Below are 18,849 nucleotides of genomic sequence, written 5' to 3'. Positions count from 1 at the left end.
TTTCGAGATGTCATTTATTATACAAGCGAGTTGTCCGAAGTTTACTGGATTATTTGATAGTGAAGCAGAATCTCTATCAGATGCAATAGAGAGTTCATTTCCGCTTTTGACTGAAAATGCGGTGATTGTGTGGAAATATGTTCCGATTTTACTGGGTTATAAATATGATATTAGTATTATGATTGATGATATTTTAGAAATCTTAGAAGTGTTAAGAAAAGAAAACTCAGGTGCAAAGACTATCCACTGGGCTTCAAATACGTTTGCACATGTTTGGCACTTGTCATGGGATTCAACACAGTTAGTGATTAATGCCGACTGGGGGAGTGTGTCAGGCGGTACAGGGCAACTATTACAAAATAGTGGAAATGTTACATTAACAAAGCAATCGTTTAATTCTGAATGGAAAAGAGTTCTGAATAACTTAATAACTGCATTGAGTAAATCGGGATATTCGGAAGAGGGGCTTCCGGGGATGAAACGTTTGGTTCATGAGTATGAAGCAATAGAAACTGAAGGGAATATCTATCGATAACTGTATAAAGTAGTGTGTTTATTTGACCTTGAAAGATTCTCTTTCAAGGTCATTCTTTTACCCCCACCTAGTGCCGAATGAATCGGGTGGCTAAGTCGTAACGGTGTCAAAATCGAAAACGGCAGAATGGTAATAGACAACGACGTATTTGACGCGAAAATGTCGGGAACCCAAAATGGCGCAACGGTTAAAGTGGACTCTTTTGTATCCGATGAAGTCAAGAGCAAAGGAAAAGTAGTCGAAACCGCTAAAGCGGCTGTCATTACACAAGTAACTACTCCATACGAAACATTGCGTAATACAGCTGTTGCCTTTGATGTAAGCTCGCATAAAACGCTTGAGAACATTAAAACGTCGGATGTACCGAACCTTAATGAACCTGGAAGCGGACTCTATTACTCGCAACCGAAATCGCTGTTAATCGGACTTGCGCTTACAGACGGGGACGCACTGAATGATCATGAAATAAAGGCGCTGCATCTGAGGTACGATAACTTCGAAGTCCAAAGGTTCAACATGATGTCTATGATGGCCAACCAATACGGTGCTTATATTTTGAATACGGAGTTTCAGCATAATATTAATTCTGGATTCAATAATTATGCAGCCACAGGAATTAGTTTCAGGCCTAAGGTTGGTAAGGAAGTAACGGCACCGTTGGAGCCGGCGGATACATCGAAAAGCAATATCAATGGGAAGAATGGTAAAGGTACGGGGAATAGTTCGGGTAATGCTAGTTCTAATGGCAAAACAACACCTAGCAGTAGTTCAGATTCTGCTTCTAAACCGTCTGGAACTAAAACGAAAGTAAACTACAATGACCCAGACAAAGATAATATTCGAGCTTTGGAGCGTGAAAATGAAGCTGCTGAGATTCTAGCGAAAAACGGATATAAAGTCGAGCAAAATCCGAACGTGCCTAATACTACAAAAAATCCGGACTATAAAATTGAAGGGAAAATATTTGATTGTTATTCTCCTAAACCAACCACATCACCAAGAAAATATAAGTTCAAGTATACAGGGTAAAGTTCAAAGTGGTCAGACAGATAGAGTCGTTTTAAACCTTTCCGATTGGCAAGGAGATGTGAATACATTAAAGAAACAGTTGTCGGATTGGCCAATTGCTGGACTGAAAGAAGTAATTGCAGTTGATAGTAAAGGGAATGTCACAAATATATTTCCCTAATTAGGAGTGACGAAATGGCAATTGAATACTCGCTGAAAGTTGATAAAGAAATATCCCGAACCTTTTTACTCCGTGAGCTTGAATTGATGGCGGGATACGGAAAAATTACTGCTATGGAGTTACCAAACGGGATTAGAATTAGTGACTTTGAACAAGAGTTTGGTTTAACAATACTTTTGATGGAGGCCGGTGATTATCCGTATAATGCTTATGATACTCAGTTTATAAAAGATGAGTTTGTGTACGCGAATACACTAACTTTTCGATTTATAAACAATGCATATAAAGATGAAACCTTCGAGGTTGTTCTAGCTCTAGTATTCAAATTAATGAGGAACACTAACTCGAATGCGTTATTTTTATCGAATAATGATAATGAACTTTGTTTCTTTACTAAAGACGGTATTTATATAGAGAACTCTTCGCACGTCTGGGATAAGGGATGGTTTGCTGAAGCACTTAAAGAAAATAAATATATTATATTTGATGGGAATTATATCTTCTAGTTTTGAGGACTGGAAATTGTTAGACTTCTTGGACCGCACCGGCTAATGCCTTTGCGTTTTTTTTTATGCAGGTGCTTGAAGTGTACGCAAGCTCAATCCGTTACTCAGGAGAGTTCTACGACGCCGAGGTCGGCTTGTACTATCTGCGTGCGCGGTACTACGATCCGTACATTAGCCGGTTCATTTCGGAGGATACATATGTGGGACGTGACGAAGATCCACTGTCGCTGAACCGGTATACGTATGTGCTGAATGATCCGCTGATGTATTGGGATCCGACGGGGCATGCGGAAGTTAGTTTGCGCGATTTGGCGGGGGCTACGGGTTCGACCATTCAGTATGACAATAAGACGAAGACGACGACCGTCACTGTAACATCCGGGTATAAGGTAGAGTTTAAAGCCGGACAAGACGGTGTCAAAATCGAAAACGGCAGAATGGTAATAGACAACGAAGTATTTGACGCGAAAATGTCGGGAACCCAAAATGGCGCAACGGTTAAAGTGGACTCTTTTGTATCCGATGAAGTCAAGAGCAAAGGAAAAGTAGTCGAAACCGCTAAAGCGGCTGTCATTACACAAGTAACTACTCCATACGAAACATTGCGTGATACAGCCGTCGCCTTTGATGTAAGTTCGCATAAAACGCTTAAGAGCATTAAAACGTCGGATGTACCGAACCTTAATGAACCTGGAAGCGGACTCTATTACTCGCAACCGAAGTCGCTTTTAATCGGACTTGCGCTTACAGACGGGGACATATTGAATGATTATGAAGTCAAAGCGCTGCATCTAAGTTACAATAACTTAGAAGTACAGAAGTTCAACATGATGTCCGTGATGGCTAACCAATACGGAGCTAATATTTTGTATACGGAGTTTCAGCATAATATTAATTCTGGATTCAATAATTATGCGGCCACCGGTATTAGTTTCAGGCCGAAGGTTGGTCTGGATGTAACAGCACCACTGGAGCAGGTTAATATAGCGAAAAATAATACCAATGGGAAGAATGCTAAGGATGCGGGTAAAGGTGGACCAGGAGTAAACCGTCTAATCGATGAATTTGATGACACTGAAACTTATAAAGGTGCTGCAAAAAGTCGGACTACTCAGGGCGCGGGAGATCTTATTGATACTAGTCCAATAAAAATCCCTAGTAATGCTGTAAAGGTAGAACAGGCTAAGAATGGATACGATCAAGTAAAGTATACTTGGTCTGATGGAACTTATAAGTATGAAGCACGTTGGCATACAAGAACTCCTGGTGCGCCTGCAGATCAGGGAGATACTTGGGTGGTCACTAGAACAACACCAGGAAGCCAAACAACAAGAAAACAGCAACACATTTTAACTGGTGAGAACCAATGGACATCTATGAAACAATGGCAAGACGCGGTAAGTGCACGACAAAATGGTACAGCAACAGCTGAACAACAAGCGCTCTTAGATTCAGGGCACTGGCCTGCTAAATAAGAATAGGGGATGTTAAATGGAGATAGTTAAGGACTTCTACAGTGGATTTGAGGGTGAGGCGGAGATCATCTTCTCTTTTGAAAATTCCGAGGATCAAAAAGTTCAGCTTAAGATTTGGATTGGTTATTTAGATTCAATCATGGCGGCTATACAGCCTAATGAAAACGGGTGGAGTGGGCTTGCATATTACTATCATACCGATACTGGATGGTTTGAAGAGACGCCGTGGAGAATACCTGATATAGGCGACGCATTGAACAATCTTCAAAGTGTTAGTAAAATAGAATTAGATCAAGCAACACTTACTGTCTTTCAAAGCATAGTTGAAATTCTCCATCAGGCGCAATCAATAGATAGAGAAGTATGGATTGAGTATGATTAAGCCTTGTTAAATGTGATAGACCTTGATTGGCCCCGTGCCTTTCAAGGTTTTTCTTTTGTTGGGGGCTACCCGGTGCCGAATGAACTTACGATACAACCAATACACAACTAGCCTATCAGTATTAAAGTTTTTTAAACACTCTGTACACACGTCAATACTTTACTTTTACACCCTAAATAACGGTTGTACGTTACATCAATACAGGTCGATTATGGTCACATGCTACCATGATTAACCTATTTTTATATTTTCCTTTTCTTGCGGTCTTAATGAACTAATTGGAAAGGGTTGACTTTCCCGCACCCCATTGTTATCATTATCGATAATAATAACAATAAAAAGGAGTCCACAAATGGAACGAACACAAGCCGATCTTATTCTAAATCCGATTCGGATGCGCATCATTCAGGCGCTGTTGTCCGGCAATCGTACGACGTTGCAGCTCGCGGAGCGGCTGCCGAACGTTCCGCAAGCAACGTTGTACCGGCACTTGAACACGCTGTTGAAGGCGGGGCTCATACATGTCGTAGAGGAACGCAAAATTCGGGGCACGACGGAGAAAGTATACGCGCTGGCTGCCAATGCGGCCGATGCGACTCCGGATGATGTGACCGAAACGTCATCCGAGAGGCATATGGAACTATTTCTGAAATTCGTTGCTTCTTTGATTGGGGATTTCGGCGCTTATGTCGGGCAGGAGCAGTACAACTTGAAGGAAGACGGCATTTCGTTCCGCAAGGTGGAGCTGTATCTGACGGACGACGAGTACATGTCCTTGTTGATGGAGCAGCGGCAACGAATGCAACAGTATGCGAGCAACGGCCCGTCGGAGGGCAGGAGGCTGCGCATGATTTCGACGGTCGTTATACCGGAGGCCAGCAGCGGAACGAACCGTAAGGATAACCATGAAGGAGATGGAGACGATGAACATGGCCATGAAACGGAATGAAGAACTGGATCTGAAGATCGCGAACGCTTCCCGCAAAGCTATGCTCAGCTTCCCGTTATATATCGCGGTACCTGTATTGTTCGCGGTCGCCTTTTGGCTGACCGGCTATGAAGTGGAATGGAAAGCGTACGGGCTAGGCGCGCTTGGATGGATTGCAGCGCTGTTCTTACGCGGTCCGGTCAGCGTGATCGTCATGAAGATGCCGCAGGAAAGAGCGAAAAATATAATGATCGCCAGCTCCGGCGTAATGGAGGAAACGATACGGCTTGTTCTGTTGGCGGTGACGTCATTCGGATCATCTTGGGCGCTATCGGTCGGCCAAGGCTGGGCGGCAGTCGAGGTGTTGTACGTGCTGGTTACCATCATCGCAATCAAATCGCTCGCGAACCGCACGGACGAGAAGGCGCTGCAGGCGAAGCAAATGCTTGAAGCGAACGGCAATATTCAGACAAGTCCGTTATGGGGCGTGCTCGAACGTGTATGGGCATCCGCACTTCATATTGGTGCGACCTTGGTCGTCGCTTACAATCCGTGGACTGTCATTGCGCTCATTCCTCTGCATAGCGCAGTCAATTTTATCGCGGTTCTGCTTGCTGCGAAGTCGATCGGACGATCGAGCGCATTCATAGCGGCAGTCGGCGGCATCGTTTTATTGCTAGGTGTTTATTTCCAATTTATACTGGATAAATAATCGTCGATACTGCAAGCGAGCGAGGTGCCGCGTTGAGCAAGGGAGCAATGATTGGTCAAGGAATGACGGCCGACGTCTATGAATGGGGCGATAACCAAGTCATTAAGCTGTATAATGATCGGATTCAGACGGATTGGATTCATTATGAGGCGAGCGTGTGCAGATCTGTCCAGGAGGCTGGTGTACCGGCTCCGTCCGTGTATGAGTTCGTCGAAGTGGAAGGCCGGCGAGGACTTATCTATGAGAAAATTATAGGCACATCATTATTGAAGCTCATTGCAGCAGATCCGTCACAGAGCGTTCAATATGCACAGGAAATGGCCCGTTTGCATAGCAGCATTCACAGGTGCACAACAGCGCTCCTGCCGCGCCGGCAAGACCGGCTGGAGCATTTTATCCGTCAGTCAGAATCGACGCTAGGTGAACGGACCGACCGGATATGCCGTTATTTGCACAGCTTGCCGCAAGGCGACTCGATCTGTCACGGCGACCTGCACCCCGATAATATCCTCGTGACGGAGGAAAGGTCGTATGCGATTGATTGGACGGAGGCCAACATCGGCGATCCGATGGGGGATGTCGCGAGAACGTCGTTAATGTTCCAGACGCCTTACAATCCGACAGATATACCGGACGAGGCGCTTTGGCAGCTGAAGGAGCTGCTGAATCGCACTTATTTGGATGAATATTATCGTCTTACCGGAACCGGAGAAGCGCAGCTTGAGCCGTGGGTGCTGCCTATCGCGGCCGCGAGGCTTCGGGAGAATATTCCGGGAGAACGGGATTGGCTGCTTGGCATGATCAATAATAGACTCGGGCAATTGGAGTCGGCATAGAACCGTAAACGGGTTGAACTACCTCCTTCCGCTTCGTTATAGCGGTCGGAGGTTTGTTGCGTGAACGGAATGTCAAAATCAAATGCGTCTCCTCAATTTCGGTTGGCGGAATGATAGACTAGTGAGAATGAAGGTAATCTACTGGAAAGGCCGTGAAATACAATGTCGAGGACGGCACAGAAGTTCGTTCCCGTTAGCCAATTGCCAACGTTGCCGGATCTGCCGGACATCTTCACGTTTAGGGATGGCTCCAAAGTCGCGACCGCAGAGGACTGGTACCAGCGCGCCGAGGAACTGAAAGCTTTGTACCAGCACTATATGTACGGCTATCTGCCGGATGCATCGGAAGAGAGGGTAACCTATCGGCGAACGGAGACCGGGCTGATTATTACGGTAACGGTGCATGACATGGCGGTATCCTACCCTGTCGAAGTCAGCTTGCCGGGTGATGAATGTGTGCTCGAAGGGCCATATCCCGTCATCTTCACGATCGGAACGCTGGAAGCTTGGCGGCCGGGCGGCATAACGGATACCGACTATGTAAGACAAGCGAACCGGCGCGGCTATGCGGTCGTGACGCTGAAGACGGCGCTCGTCGCATCGGACAATGCCGAACGGACCGGAGCGTTCTTCGAGCTGTATCCATACAGCTCCGAACCGGCAGCGGAGGCTGGCTATGACAGCGGCGTGCTCGTTGCATGGGGCTGGGGCGCGGGCAAAGTGCTCGATGCGCTGGAGCAGGGCGCTTACGACGAGATCGATCCCGTGCAGACGGTTATTACCGGCTTCTCCCGTTGCGGCAAGTCCGCTCTTATTGCCGGGGCGTTGGACGAGCGGTTCGCTATCGTCAACTCGCATTGCTCGGGAGCAGGCGGCATCGCCTCATTCCGCCGCTCGTTCGGCGGGAAGCAATATGCCTGGGGAGTTGCCGACCGCAGCGAAGGGCTTGAAGTGTTGCAATGTGACCAAGAGGCGCATTGGTTCAATTCCGTCTTCAGCGAGTTCAAGGATGTGGAGAAGCTGCCGTTCGATCAACACGAACTGGCGGCACTGATCGCGCCGAGAGCGTTGCTCGTCACAGCCGGTTATGCGGATTATTGGACGAATCCGGAAGGCATGTATATCTCTTATGCGGAAGCGGCTAAAGTGTATGATTTCCTCGGCATTGGCGGGCAGATCGGCATCGGATTCCGTCCGGGCGGCCATGCGCGCAGCCAAGAGGACATCGACAACCTGCTCGACTTCTGCGACTATCGTCTGCGCGGCATGGCCGTGAATGGCCGAGACTTCAAATCGAGCTTGTACGAGTAAGAAGTCACTTCTTTGTACAACAAGGAAGCGTATGAAAGGTTTGGAAAAACCGTTATTGCGCATGGAAATGTTTCACTGTACAATAAGTTGAATTCATAAGAGAGGGGAATGGAAGTATGAAGCAGCGGCGGAAGCGTTCGATTCGGACCAACGTACCTTACGTACCTTTTCATATTTTCATTTCTGTTCAACACTAAAGCATTGATGCTTTAGTGTTTTTTATTTTATTAGGGGGTGCTTGGGGTGAAGGCAGCGGAGACAACGGCAGTTCGGACGGCGAGGTACAAGAGAGTGCTGATCAAGCTGAGCGGCGGCGCGGTCGCAGGAGATTCGGAGTTCGGCTTTGAGCCGGATCGGCTGGAGCATATTGCGGGCGAGATTTTGTCTGTGGTGAACCTTGGCGTCGAGGTGTCGATCGTGATCGGCGGCGGCAACATCTTTCGCGGGAACATGGCGGAGAGCTGGGGGATCGAGCGTGCAGAAGCGGACAATATCGGTACGCTGGCGACCGTTATTAACAGCCTCATGCTGCGTGGCGTTCTCAAAGCGAAGCTTAAACGCGAAGTTCGCGTTATGACCGCTCTTCCAGTCACCTCCGTCGCGGAACCGTACATCCGGTTAAGGGCGATCCATCATCTGGAGAAAGGCTATGTCGTCATATTCGCCGGAGGCAACGGGCAGCCGTATGTGACGACGGATTACCCGTCCGTGCAGCGGGCGATCGAAGTGAACTGCGATGCGCTGCTCGTTGCAAAGCAAGGCGTGGACGGCGTATTAAGCGCCGACCCGCGGAAGGACAGCGGAGCCAAGAAGTTCAAGTCGCTGCATTACAATGATGTGCTGCAGCAGAACTTAACGGTTATGGACCAGTCGGCTTTTATTCTCGCCAGAGACTACAAGCTGCCGATGCATGTGTTCAACTTCGATAAGCCGGGCGCGATGAAAGAAATATGCGAAGGAATCAATAACGGGACGTTCATTAGCGGGGACGCCGTGCTGGAGCTGGAATAGGGGAAATGGGGGGACGGGGGAACTGAATGTGCTGAGAGCCGTTATTTTTGACATGGATGGCGTTATTATCGATTCGCATTCGGTCGCATACGAGCTGCTGTGCGAATCGGCGAATGAGTATGGTTGCGCTCTTACCGTCGAGCAGATCAAGGGTTGGGGCAGCCTAAGCTCCAGACAGTTCTGGACGAAGGTAAAGACGGATTACGGGCTGCCGCAAGAGCTCAGCGACTTGATCCGCAGTTATGACGCGGATAAGGAGATTCAGAAATACCGCGGAATGATGCCGATACCGGGCGTGAAGGAGCTGCTGGCGCAGCTTCGGCACTCCGGCATTCAGACGGCGCTTGCGACGAGCGCTTCCCGCTATCGGACCAATGCGGTGCTGGACCTGTTCGGCCTGCACTCTCTGTTCGATGCCGTCGTATGCGATGATGAGGTTAAGGCGTCTAAGCCGGACCCGCACATTTTTACGCTGGCAAGCGATAAGCTGGCAGTTCCGGCGCAAAGCTGCGTCGTCATCGAAGATTCCGGGAACGGATTGCTGGCAGCGCAGCGTGCAGGCATGAAATGCATCGGCTACAAGGGATTGCCCCACGTGCATGAAAATATGGACGGCGCCGATCTCATCGTGACCGATTTCAGCCGGCTTGGCGTGGAGGAGATCGTTGCATTGGTCAGCGTGTAGCAGGAGCGGCTTGAACTAGATTCAATGCGGAAGGCGTGCGGATGGTTAATTCACCCGGCACGCCTTATTGGCATTATACTCGTTTCCAATCGTACTCCATTCGTCTAGCCGTATCCGCAGCATGCGCTTCGCCTAACAACCGTGCCACGACATAGAAGGACATATCGATGCCTGCCGATATCCCGCCGGATAGAATAACTTTGCCGTTATCCACATACCGGACGCCTTCGAGCAGCTCAGCCGTAGGCGGGGCGGCCTTCCTCAGGTCCTTATAGGCAAAATGGTGCGTTGTGATCCTAAGCCCGTCCAACAGATTCGCTCGGGCGAGCAGGAGGGCGCCAGTGCATACCGAGAGCACAAGCTCCGCGCAGTCATACATTCGGCGGATCCAGTCCGTCAGCACATCATTATGCATTTCCCTCCATGCCCCGATGCCGCCGGGAACAAGGACGATCTCAGGTACCGGACAGTCTTCGATGCTGTAAGCCGGATTGACGCTCAATTGGTTAGCGGTTAGAACCGGCGACCGGTTCTCGGCGACCGTGTACACGTTGAAATAGGCATCCAGGCTCGCCTTGCTGAACACCTCTAATGGGCCGCAGAAATCCATCACTTCCACATCGTCGAAAATTAAAATCGCCACGTTTCTAGCTTGCCGCGCCTCTGCCATCCAGTTGGTCAACTCCCCCGAAAAAATAAAAAGTATTCGGTCGGTTCGACCCAATACTTTGCCCAGGCGTACGGCATATGAAATATGTGCTTCCCCGTGGTCGTCCACGTTTACGCCAGTCACACATACTGAAATCAGCTTATACGTTTATAATATTTAAATATATGAGTATTGCAAGGAAAATTTATACAAATCGTGTCTTGCCTCGAATCGGGGTTACAGCGTCTGGCCGCTGTCCACCGTAATGATTTGGCCGGTCATGGCTTCTTGCTCCAATACGGCGCATATAAGCGAGGCGACGTCTTCCGGCGTGGAGAGCTGCTTGAGCAGCAACTTCGGCGCGAGCCGCAGCATCTGTTCCTCCAGGCCTGCCCACCATCTCGTCAGAACGGCGCCGGGCGCGACGCAATTGACCCGAATATCGGGCGCGAGGGCGCGCGCGAGCGATTTGGTCAAGCCGTGTACGGCTGATTTGGAAACGGCGTAAGGAAGCGAAGAGCCGAGTCCGTTCTGGCCGGCGATGCTGCCGATATTGACGATCGCGCCGCCGCCATTCCGGCGGATATAGGGAGCGGCCGCCCGGGCGCAGTGAAACATCCCTTTCACGTTTACGCCAAGGAGGTCATCCCATACGTCATCGGTGACCGCGTCGAGGTTCTCGAGCGATATATGCTTCGTAATGCTGGCGTTGTTCACTAGCATATCGATGGCACCGAAATGCCGCACCACCGCTTCCGTCATCGCGCGAACTTCCTCGTCCTTTGCCACGTCGGCTCTCAGCGCAATGGCCTTCCCGCCCATGCTCTCGATCTGTTGGACCGTTTCCTCGGCATCGGCTTGCGAACGTGAATAGTTGACGACGACGTTAGCCCCGCGTTCTGCCAGGAGCAGAGAGGCCGCCCGGCCGATGCCGGTGCCGCCCCCGGTAACGATTACCGTTTTGTTGCTCAGATCCATACATGGCATCTCCTTTTCCTGTGGGATACTGGACTTTAAGCCGAGTAGATTGTAAGCCAGTCTCTTGAGATGCACAATGAGACTTTAGGATATTTTTGTTAAATGGCATGTTGATAATTTCCAGAATTCAATCTATATTAGGGATACAACTGAACGGTGTGTTACTGGCGTAAACATGGATAACCATGAGGGAGCACACCGATAACCGCCGTACGCCTGGGCAAAGTGTTCGATCTTCGGATCGAATGCTTTTTTTGTTTCTCATTACACGGGAAAAGGCAGGGGAATGGTTATGAAGATGGCTTTCGTATTGTTTGACGGGATGACGTCGCTGGATTATGTCGGATTTTATGAGGCGGTGACGTGGCTCGGCATTCTCAGAGTGAAGGATAACGTTTCCTGGGAAATGTGCGCGGTGAGCGAACAAGTGACGGACGACCGGGGCATGATCATCAAGGTGCATCAAGTAAAGCCTGACTTGTCGCAATACGACCTTGTATTCGTTCCGGGCGGATACCCGACGAGGCAGCTGCGCTTCGACGAAGCGTTCGTCGATTGGATCAGGTCGGCGCGCGACGTTCAATACCAAGTCTCGGTATGTACCGGAGCGCTGCTGCTGGGAGCCGCTGGACTACTGGAAGGCAAGCGGGCGACGACGAACTCGAGCGCCTACGAGTTGCTCGAGCCGTACTGTGCCGAGGTCGTGCGCGAGCGTTATGTGCGGGACGGCAATGTGTTCACCGGCGGAGGCGTCTCGGCTTCGCTCGATCTTGGACTCTACTTCGTTGAATCGGTAACGAACGCGGACGTCGCACGGCAAGTGCAGCAACGGATGGAATACCCGTATTATACGCCAGGCGGAGCCGCCAAATGACTATTCGTCCCCTCGTTCACGAAGATGAGCAACAAGTGATGCGTCTTATGGCGGAGCATACGCTGCAATTCCCGGATTTCGTCATTCAGAAATATCCCGAACGCTGGAGCGTATACCTTAACGAAGAACGCAACGATCGGTGCGGGTATTGGGTGATGGAGGACGATCGGCTTGGCGTGGTCGGCCATGCTGGATTCATCATGAGCGAGGACGGAGATTATGAAATCGTCGGCGTCGTCGTCCGCAAGGACCAGGCGCGGCGAGGCATCGGCCGGGAGTTGATCGATACGGTATGCCGCTATATTGCAGATGAAGGGGCATCGAGCGTCATGCTGACCACCCTCGGACATGCCGATAACGGCGCAGTCATTTTGTTCTATCAAGGAATCGGGTTCGACCTCGTCCGCGAGGAGACCGATTATTTCATTCCCGGCTATCACCGGGTGACCTTCAGCAAACCGTTATAATAGTAAGGCTGTCCTGAGCAGTAATGGGCAGCCTATTTATTTTCATCCATGAAGACGGAGGATATGGAGTGTTATTCATTCGAGGAAAGTTGAACAAAGCGCATCAGCATAATGCCGAAGGCCGGTTCCAAGAAACGGTAGGTCTGTTTCTATAGCGTACTCTCTTGTGCGATATCCATCTGCAGTCAGTCAGGAATTGCCGCCATCGGTTATCGCGATTCTGTTCGGCTGGCGCATTCTTTGAGAAAATAGAAGGATGTTTTATATGAATGTCGAATTTTAGGACTTAATATATTCTGATTCGAACTCATTCCACAGTCGCAGGGGGCCCTTTCGAATGAATGCTAAGTTCAGCCACACGCAATATCTGGTACGCAAAAAAGTGATGACTCTCGCAGGAGCAAAGTTTCACATCTATGACAACAACGAGCAGCTTGTCCTATTCTCGCAGATGAAAGCATTCAAGCTCAAAGAGGACATTCGCCTATATGCGGACGAGTCCATGAAGGAGGAATTGATTACGATTCAAGCGCGGAGCGTGATCGATTTCTCCGCAACGTATGACGTTGTCGATGCCGTGACGGGCCACCCGCTTGGCTCTTTGCGCCGCAAAGGCATGAAGTCGATCCTGAAGGATGAGTGGGTCATTATGAGCCCAAGCGAGAGGGAGATCGGGCTGATCAAGGAAGACAGCGTGCTGATGGCGATGCTCAGACGTTTCCTGAGCAACCTCATTCCTCAGACGTTTAATGTAGAGCTTGGCGGGAGCATGGTAGCGGAGTTTAAGCAAAATTTTAATCCGTTCGTCAGCAAGTTGAATGTCGACTTCGCACTCGATCCGAACCAACAGCTGGACCGTCGTCTTGGTCTGGCCGCAGCGGTGCTGCTTCTTGCAATCGAAGGAAAACAAGGATAATGTAATGGTATTAATGTTACGTAAGGCTCAACATCGCTGCGAAGCGGGTTGGGCCCTTTTTGTTTTCTTTCCAACTAAAGGAATAGGTCGTCAGGCCGAGCCATGGGCATTCCATGTCAGGTTCGACCGTATCGAACGTAGCTTGTTGCCCCGAAAAGCCCGTGATACAATACGTATCGCATTGCGGGATATGCGTTTAGGACCGCTGACTCGGCAGTGTTGTATTCATCCTTTACGATGAAATAAGGAGAGGTGTCATGGTTTCCATTATTAATCAGAACGCTTCCGATGAACTGCTTGTATTAGTCCGAACGGAGTACCGCAACTTGCCGGTTCGAGAGCTGCTGCGATTGTCCCCGCAAGTGCTGCTTGGCGTGAATACGCAAGCGGCGGATGCGCTGAAGCTGCTCGAAATCAACACGCTGTTCGACCTTGCGACATCGAGCGTATTCGATGCCGCTACGAAGCTGCTGAATGCGGCTTCGGACATTCATTCCGCATTGAATCAGCATGGGACGCCAACGGCCGATCTCGTCAGGGAATCCGTAGCGGCGGGCGTCAAAGTCAACGAGCTGCAGTTCCTCCCGATCAACGCGCTGCAGAGCATTCCGGAGAATGAGGCTGCGTCGTTGCAGCAGGTGCTGGACGTGCATACGGTCCGGGATTTGGCGCTTTATCCGCCGTACCGGGCGGCTTCGAAGCTGCTGAACGTGGTCTATTTTCCGGAAAATATACCGAATTACGATCCCGAGCGTCCGCCGGATCTGCTCCCGAAAACAGGGGAATATCCGACGGAACGCGTGCAGTACACGACGCTCTTAATGGATCAAATCCACGACGATAAAGAGCTGCTGATCGACATTGCCAGTCCCGGCTTCAAGCCGATTGATATCGGCGCGCTCGCGGCAGGCGATGCCGGCTTCAAGAAGATCGCCTTCGGCGCCTTGCTGACATTCAACCAATCGTGGTACGCGCAGGGCGTAACGCTGGGCCAGCTGCTGCACAGCACGGCATTGGCACCGGGCGAGAGCACGCGGATTGCCGTCATCGACTGGTCCCGCAAAAGCCGCGCAGGAGAGACGGAAACGATAAGCGAAGTCGATGACCTGACGAATGATGCAACGCATAACCGTTCGATCAGCGAGGTGACGGAGGCGGTCGCGAACGAGGCGCAGAGCGGATTCTCCGAATCGAGCGCGAAGAGCACGTCGAAGGCGAAGGGCACCGCGACTGCTGAGGAGCTGTCGGCGCCTCTCGGCGGATTGTTCGGCGGACCGAGCGCATCGTCTGGAACGACGAGCAGTACGGCTTCAACGAACTCGTCGGCGGAGAGCTATTCCACCTCGTACGGACACCGGGACATCGGCAGCACGATGATGCAGAATGTGAACGACCGTACGCATCAGCATGCCCATAGCAGCCGCAGCCGCCGTGCTTCGGTCGTGAAGGAAGTGTCGCAATCCGAGCATGAAGGCGTAAGCACCCGGGTTATTGCAAACTACAACCATATGCATGCGCTGACGATTCAATATTACGAAGTCGTGCAAGTATACCGGGTTGAAGTGGCCATCGTCAAAGCGGATAAAGTGGTCTTCATTCCGATCGATCTCATCGATTTCAACAAGGATGCGCTCGTTCGGCGCTTCCGGAGCATTTTGTCGAGGGCAGCTCTTACGTATTCGATTCGCGAAGCGCTCATTAATCTCGATGTGTTAGAAATAGCGCCGGATAATAATACATTCTTCATTAACATTGGCAACCGCTTAAATATTCTGCTGCGCGAGGCGCTGATTTCGCGGACCGGTTATGCGACGAAGCCGCCGCTTTCAACCCAGCCGACGCGTTCGACGACTCAGCCGGCCACAACGCAGCCGTCGTCGGCGCAGAACAATTTGCAGTTGATGAAAGACGGAGATGCCGCGCAAGCGCAGGCGAATCCTGCGTCGCTCGTCGTCAATACGACGCCGTTCGTTCTGTCGTATACGCTGCCGGTGTACCAGCAAGTGAACGATGCGCTGTGGACGATCGAGCATTCGGCTCGCGTATCGAGACTGCTTAACCGTGCGATTCTTCGCTCGAACAGCGCTTCCGCGTTTCTGCCGACCGACGTGACGATTGAAGGCGTCGTCGTGTATGCCGGAGGAACGCCGCTTCAGCCTGTGTTCCATACGTTATCGGGGGCGACGGTTACGACAGTCGATGCGGCGCATCCGCTCGATATGAGCGATGTCAGCCGGATCGGCGTCATCGGCAGCAGCCAGGAGGTCGATCTGGCGGTCCACGTCGTCCTGACGTTGAACCGCAACGGCGTTCGCTTCCCGTTCCAGTTGCCGCTCTTCAAAGTGTTCAAAGGAACAACCGTCGAGACGACAGTCGTGCAGATTAAGCTCGGCGGTGTTGACGCGAACTTGAAGGCGCATCTGAACGAGAACCGGATGCATTACAGCCAAGCGGTCTACCGGTCGCTGGACAGCACGCAGCTTGCGTTCTTGCTTGCCGGCTACGGCGTCGAGGTCGGAGGAAAGGTTGTGCCGGTCTCGCAAGTCGTCGAGCCGCGTCCGATCCGGTACATCGGCAACTACCTCGCATTCAAAATGAATACGGACGCCGCTGATCCGGAATGGGCGCAATGGTTATGGGATCACGGCATTCAACTGGGCAGCGCGAAGGAAGATATTGTTCCGCTGCCGTCGGGCGGCACGTTCGCCGAAGCGGTGCTCGGCCGTTCGAACAGCGCTGAGAAGCTCGACATTACGCGCTTCTGGAACTGGCAGGACTCGCCGATTCCGATGCAGGCAACGGAGATCGCCGCAATTCAGACGGGCAGCCGCGCGATGCAAGAAGACGTGAAGCCGGGGCAGTTGAGCAGCCCTATCGTGAACATTACGTCGCCGACGTCGCTGCCAGATCCGAGCGGAACGGCGGCCATACTCGCTGCCATCCAGAACGGCAATATGTTCCGCGACATGAGCGGACTGCAAGGGACGATCGGTCTAGCACAGGCGGCGCTTCAATCGACGCAGGCAGGCGCTGCGACGGCCGGCGAACAGGCGGGCACGAACATGAACAATTTGCTGAAGGCCAATACGGAGCGTCAGCGGATTGCAGCCGAGATGATTACGAGCCTCGCGAAGACGGCGGCGTCTGTCTACTCCGGCGGCCTTGCCGGCGGCGGAGGCGGCGGAATCAGCGGGGGCGGCAACCATTCGCAGGACGGCGCCAAAATCAACTACTTCGATAAAACGCAAGGCCAGGGAGGAGCCTCGGGAGGCGGCGGTGCATCCGGCGGCGGCGGAGGAGGTGCCGTATCGCCGGTTGGCGGCGGTGGTTCGAGCTCCGGCGGCGCACCGTCCGGCGGTGGTGCGGGCTATTCGCAGAACCCGGCCGCGCTTGCCGCGACATGGGGAGACAGCCAGCCGAAGTCGGGCGTAGTCGGACAATTCCTCGATAAGGTAACGGGAGCGGTTAACGGCAGCGGAGCGGATGCTCCGGCGAGCTCGCCCCTTGAAGCACGCAAAGCGTGGCCGAAGCTCGATCCGTCGACGGTGCTGACGCGAATTCAACAGTTGAAAGGAAATGCGAATCTGTTCAACCAAGGCAAAATCGGATTGTGCACGACGGCATGCTTCTATCATCACATTATCCAGAGGGATGCGGCCAAGTTCGAGTCGTTCGCCAATGCGCTCTACGGCGGCGGCATCGGCTTCTTGGGCAATTTGAAGGTTGCGCCCGGCTCCGACCTGCGCAATGCTGATTATAGCGCGCTCGCAAGCCAATGGACGAACATGCCGCCGCAAGCCGATTGGATGCTCATGTCGTCCTTGCGCGACAGCGAGAACTGGTTCTTCGATTACGAAGGAGCTCCGGACGAAGAGACGGCGATCGAGACGCCGACCAAGGAATTGTGTGAATGGTATAAGAAAACGGGCTTCTATACCGACGCCGTATTTAAAGAAGATACGAGCGTAGCCGGCATCAAAGCGATCTCGAAAACGGCGAACAATCACATCGTGCTGTGGATTCGCACCGTACTGCTCCAGCCGGGCAACGGCACCCACGTTATTACGCTCGAAGGCCCGGTTACGGTCGATGAAGCCAATGACAAAATTTCGTTCGACTATTGGACATGGGGATATCCAGTCAAGACGATGAGCACATCGCTGTCGAACTTCAAGGCGAACTACTTAGGGGCGATTACGGCTTCGTTCTAAATCGCCAACGCATAAGAGCGATGAAAAGGCACGTACCTACTCGGATGGGGCGTGCCTTTTTGGTACGGTCAGGGGCCGGTCTGCAAGGTATTGTATTCTTGCTCTTTCATTCGGCGGCATGCGGCCGTGCGCTTGAACCCGGTTGGATTTGGTACAATGGGGGAAGGATGGAGCAAGGAGTGCAAGATCCGATTGGACGAAGATCGAATGCGATGCGTGCTTGCTGGTTGTGTTGATCGGAGCGTAATATTCGCAGGGAAGGAAGTTGCGGGATGAACGATGTTCGGATTGCGGTGCCGCCGTATTTTTCGTTTGAACAAAATCTAGGCTATCTGACGCGATCGGCTGACGAATGTTTGTTCCAGGTCGAGAGCGGACGGGTATACCGGTGGATCGAGGCAGGCAGCGAACGGCATGCGGTAGAGATTACGGACGGCGGCGACGGAAGCCTTCGGCTCCGGTTCAAGGACGAGTCTTCTGCAGAGGGAAAGGAAGCGGTCGTTCGCTTCGTGCGCGAGTGGTTCGACATGGACACCGACTTGGCCCCCTTCTATGCGATGGCGGAGCAAGATCCGCTGCTTCAAGAGGCCGTCGTAAGGTTCAGAGGGCTGCGGCTCATCGGCATTCCGGACCTCTTCGAGGCGATGTGCTGGGGCATACTTGGGCAGCAGATCAATTTGAAATTCGCGTATACGTTGAAAAAAAGGTTCGTGGAGTTGTTCGGCTCCCAATTGGAGTGGGAGGGACGAATGCTTCGGCTATTCCCGTCGCCGGAAGTCGTAAGGGGGCTGCGGGTTGAGGACATGACAGTGCTGCAGATTACGACGCGCAAAGCGGAGTATATGATCGGCGTCGCGGAATTGATGGCCGCAGGCGAGCTCACGAAGTCTTCGCTGAAGGCGGCGGGAAGTTTGAAGGAGGCGGAGCGTCGGCTCGTCGGCATACGCGGCATCGGTCCATGGACGGCGAACTATGCGTTGATGCGCTGTTTGCGGATGCCGAACGCTTTTCCGATTGACGATGTGGGTCTGCATCTGGCGATCAAGTACCGTCTGGGCCTGCCGGAGAAGCCGTCCATCAAGCAGATCCGGGAGCTGTCCGCGGGGTGGACCAACTGGGAATCGTATGCCACCTTCTATATGTGGCGTACGACGTACTGAAGCGGTTGATGTGATGAGGGCGAG

19 protein-coding genes and 2 riboswitches are annotated in these 18,849 nt (G+C 51.9%); of the genes, 17 read left to right on the top strand and 2 right to left on the bottom strand.

The features are described from left to right. Positions 1 to 7 precede the first annotated feature (7 nt). The 12 genes from PKO01S_RS20415 to PKO01S_RS20365 all read left to right on the top strand — a co-directional run bounded on the left by PKO01S_RS20415 (position 8) and on the right by PKO01S_RS20365 (position 9,570). A complete protein-coding gene (locus PKO01S_RS20415) occupies positions 8 to 535 on the top strand; it encodes a hypothetical protein (protein ID WP_127533293.1) in 528 nt (175 codons plus the stop codon). Between the two features lie 126 nt (positions 536 to 661). Further along, positions 662 to 1,564, top strand: coding sequence for a CdiA C-terminal domain-containing protein (locus PKO01S_RS29140; protein WP_218031493.1), 903 nt, complete (start codon positions 662 to 664; stop codon positions 1,562 to 1,564). Further along, positions 1,485 to 1,724: a CdiA C-terminal domain-containing protein gene (locus PKO01S_RS29810; protein ID WP_407669679.1), complete on the top strand. Its 240-nt coding sequence runs from the start codon at positions 1,485 to 1,487 to the stop codon at positions 1,722 to 1,724. The genes PKO01S_RS29140 and PKO01S_RS29810 overlap by 80 nt, the downstream gene beginning before the upstream one ends. A gap of 14 nt (positions 1,725 to 1,738) precedes the next feature. Next, positions 1,739 to 2,230 (top strand): SitI3 family protein, encoded by a 492-nt coding sequence (locus tag PKO01S_RS20405; protein WP_127533292.1) that lies wholly within the window; start codon positions 1,739 to 1,741, stop codon positions 2,228 to 2,230. 65 nt (positions 2,231 to 2,295) lie between these two features. After that, positions 2,296 to 3,705 carry an RHS repeat-associated core domain-containing protein gene (locus PKO01S_RS29130; protein ID WP_218031491.1) on the top strand — a complete coding sequence of 470 codons (1,410 nt, stop codon included), beginning with the start codon at positions 2,296 to 2,298 and terminating at the stop codon, positions 3,703 to 3,705. Positions 3,706 to 3,721: 16 nt separating this feature from the next. Then, a complete protein-coding gene (locus PKO01S_RS20395) occupies positions 3,722 to 4,087 on the top strand; it encodes a hypothetical protein (protein WP_127533291.1) in 366 nt (121 codons plus the stop codon). Between the two features lie 352 nt (positions 4,088 to 4,439). Further along, complete coding sequence (locus PKO01S_RS20390) at positions 4,440 to 5,036, top strand: helix-turn-helix domain-containing protein (RefSeq protein WP_127533290.1); 597 nt, start codon at positions 4,440 to 4,442, stop codon at positions 5,034 to 5,036. Continuing rightward, positions 5,011 to 5,727, top strand: a complete 717-nt coding sequence (locus PKO01S_RS20385) for a YhfC family glutamic-type intramembrane protease (protein ID WP_164779692.1) — start codon at positions 5,011 to 5,013, stop codon at positions 5,725 to 5,727. Before PKO01S_RS20390 ends, PKO01S_RS20385 begins: the two co-directional genes overlap by 26 nt. Before the next feature lie 32 nt (positions 5,728 to 5,759). After that, on the top strand, positions 5,760 to 6,563 hold the full coding sequence (locus tag PKO01S_RS20380; RefSeq protein ID WP_127533288.1) for a phosphotransferase family protein: 804 nt from the start codon (positions 5,760 to 5,762) through the stop codon (positions 6,561 to 6,563). A 162-nt stretch (positions 6,564 to 6,725) separates the two neighbouring features. Further along, positions 6,726 to 7,874, top strand: a complete 1,149-nt coding sequence (locus tag PKO01S_RS20375; protein ID WP_127533287.1) for a glucuronyl esterase domain-containing protein — start codon at positions 6,726 to 6,728, stop codon at positions 7,872 to 7,874. Between the two features lie 243 nt (positions 7,875 to 8,117). Continuing rightward, a complete protein-coding gene (pyrH, locus tag PKO01S_RS20370) occupies positions 8,118 to 8,885 on the top strand; it encodes a UMP kinase (protein ID WP_127533286.1) in 768 nt (255 codons plus the stop codon). A 28-nt stretch (positions 8,886 to 8,913) separates the two neighbouring features. Beyond that, positions 8,914 to 9,570: an HAD family hydrolase gene (locus tag PKO01S_RS20365; protein WP_127533285.1), complete on the top strand. Its 657-nt coding sequence runs from the start codon at positions 8,914 to 8,916 to the stop codon at positions 9,568 to 9,570. 73 nt (positions 9,571 to 9,643) lie between these two features. Here the strand turns inward: PKO01S_RS20365 and PKO01S_RS20360 are convergent, their stop codons facing one another. Further along, positions 9,644 to 10,240 (bottom strand): DJ-1/PfpI family protein, encoded by a 597-nt coding sequence (locus tag PKO01S_RS20360; protein ID WP_127533284.1) that lies wholly within the window; start codon positions 10,238 to 10,240, stop codon positions 9,644 to 9,646. A gap of 53 nt (positions 10,241 to 10,293) precedes the next feature. Then, positions 10,294 to 10,373, bottom strand: a riboswitch (ZMP/ZTP riboswitch). An 83-nt stretch (positions 10,374 to 10,456) separates the two neighbouring features. Then, the gene (locus tag PKO01S_RS20355; RefSeq protein WP_127533283.1) at positions 10,457 to 11,197 is read right to left on the bottom strand and encodes an SDR family NAD(P)-dependent oxidoreductase; all 741 of its coding nucleotides are present in this window, start codon (positions 11,195 to 11,197) and stop codon (positions 10,457 to 10,459) included. Between the two features lie 150 nt (positions 11,198 to 11,347). Next, positions 11,348 to 11,426, top strand: a riboswitch (ZMP/ZTP riboswitch). 63 nt (positions 11,427 to 11,489) lie between these two features. On the opposite strand from PKO01S_RS20355, the gene PKO01S_RS20350 reads away from it, so the two are divergent. The 5 genes from PKO01S_RS20350 (at position 11,490) to PKO01S_RS20330 (ending at position 18,825) form a co-directional block, all read left to right on the top strand. After that, a complete protein-coding gene (locus tag PKO01S_RS20350) occupies positions 11,490 to 12,071 on the top strand; it encodes a DJ-1/PfpI family protein (protein WP_127533282.1) in 582 nt (193 codons plus the stop codon). Next, the gene (locus PKO01S_RS20345) at positions 12,068 to 12,538 is read left to right on the top strand and encodes a GNAT family N-acetyltransferase (RefSeq protein ID WP_127533281.1); all 471 of its coding nucleotides are present in this window, start codon (positions 12,068 to 12,070) and stop codon (positions 12,536 to 12,538) included. The genes PKO01S_RS20350 and PKO01S_RS20345 overlap by 4 nt, the downstream gene beginning before the upstream one ends. Positions 12,539 to 12,875: 337 nt before the next feature. Next, positions 12,876 to 13,454: a hypothetical protein gene (locus PKO01S_RS20340; protein WP_127533280.1), complete on the top strand. Its 579-nt coding sequence runs from the start codon at positions 12,876 to 12,878 to the stop codon at positions 13,452 to 13,454. Between the two features lie 257 nt (positions 13,455 to 13,711). Next, positions 13,712 to 17,665 carry a hypothetical protein gene (locus PKO01S_RS28905; protein ID WP_164779691.1) on the top strand — a complete coding sequence of 1,318 codons (3,954 nt, stop codon included), beginning with the start codon at positions 13,712 to 13,714 and terminating at the stop codon, positions 17,663 to 17,665. Positions 17,666 to 17,937: 272 nt separating this feature from the next. Beyond that, on the top strand, positions 17,938 to 18,825 hold the full coding sequence (locus PKO01S_RS20330) for a DNA-3-methyladenine glycosylase family protein (RefSeq protein WP_127533279.1): 888 nt from the start codon (positions 17,938 to 17,940) through the stop codon (positions 18,823 to 18,825). The last annotated feature ends 24 nt before the right edge of the window (positions 18,826 to 18,849 follow it).

Origin of the sequence: Paenibacillus kobensis NBRC 15729 (assembly GCF_004000825.1) — a bacterium.
Taxonomy (GTDB): domain Bacteria; phylum Bacillota; class Bacilli; order Paenibacillales; family Paenibacillaceae; genus Paenibacillus_T; species Paenibacillus_T kobensis.
The sequence above is the reverse complement of the archived record's forward strand: the minus strand, read 5'-3'. Positions and strand labels throughout refer to the sequence as shown.

What these genes read in the sequence shown, in the direction of transcription:
- PKO01S_RS20415 (WP_127533293.1), top strand. Translation starts at nt 8, where the DNA reads ATGTCATTTATTATACAAGCGAGTTGTCCGAAGTTTACTGGATTATTT.
- PKO01S_RS29140 (WP_218031493.1), top strand. Translation starts at nt 662, where the DNA reads ATGGTAATAGACAACGACGTATTTGACGCGAAAATGTCGGGAACCCAA.
- PKO01S_RS20405 (WP_127533292.1), top strand. Translation starts at nt 1,739, where the DNA reads ATGGCAATTGAATACTCGCTGAAAGTTGATAAAGAAATATCCCGAACC.
- PKO01S_RS29130 (WP_218031491.1), top strand. Translation starts at nt 2,296, where the DNA reads ATGCAGGTGCTTGAAGTGTACGCAAGCTCAATCCGTTACTCAGGAGAG.
- PKO01S_RS20395 (WP_127533291.1), top strand. Translation starts at nt 3,722, where the DNA reads ATGGAGATAGTTAAGGACTTCTACAGTGGATTTGAGGGTGAGGCGGAG.
- PKO01S_RS20390 (WP_127533290.1), top strand. Translation starts at nt 4,440, where the DNA reads ATGGAACGAACACAAGCCGATCTTATTCTAAATCCGATTCGGATGCGC.
- PKO01S_RS20385 (WP_164779692.1), top strand. Translation starts at nt 5,011, where the DNA reads ATGAACATGGCCATGAAACGGAATGAAGAACTGGATCTGAAGATCGCG.
- PKO01S_RS20375 (WP_127533287.1), top strand. Translation starts at nt 6,726, where the DNA reads ATGTCGAGGACGGCACAGAAGTTCGTTCCCGTTAGCCAATTGCCAACG.
- PKO01S_RS20360 (WP_127533284.1), bottom strand. Translation starts at nt 10,240, where the DNA reads ATGGCAGAGGCGCGGCAAGCTAGAAACGTGGCGATTTTAATTTTCGAC.
- PKO01S_RS20355 (WP_127533283.1), bottom strand. Translation starts at nt 11,197, where the DNA reads ATGGATCTGAGCAACAAAACGGTAATCGTTACCGGGGGCGGCACCGGC.
- PKO01S_RS20350 (WP_127533282.1), top strand. Translation starts at nt 11,490, where the DNA reads ATGAAGATGGCTTTCGTATTGTTTGACGGGATGACGTCGCTGGATTAT.
- PKO01S_RS20345 (WP_127533281.1), top strand. Translation starts at nt 12,068, where the DNA reads ATGACTATTCGTCCCCTCGTTCACGAAGATGAGCAACAAGTGATGCGT.
- PKO01S_RS20340 (WP_127533280.1), top strand. Translation starts at nt 12,876, where the DNA reads ATGAATGCTAAGTTCAGCCACACGCAATATCTGGTACGCAAAAAAGTG.
- PKO01S_RS28905 (WP_164779691.1), top strand. Translation starts at nt 13,712, where the DNA reads ATGGTTTCCATTATTAATCAGAACGCTTCCGATGAACTGCTTGTATTA.
- PKO01S_RS20330 (WP_127533279.1), top strand. Translation starts at nt 17,938, where the DNA reads ATGAACGATGTTCGGATTGCGGTGCCGCCGTATTTTTCGTTTGAACAA.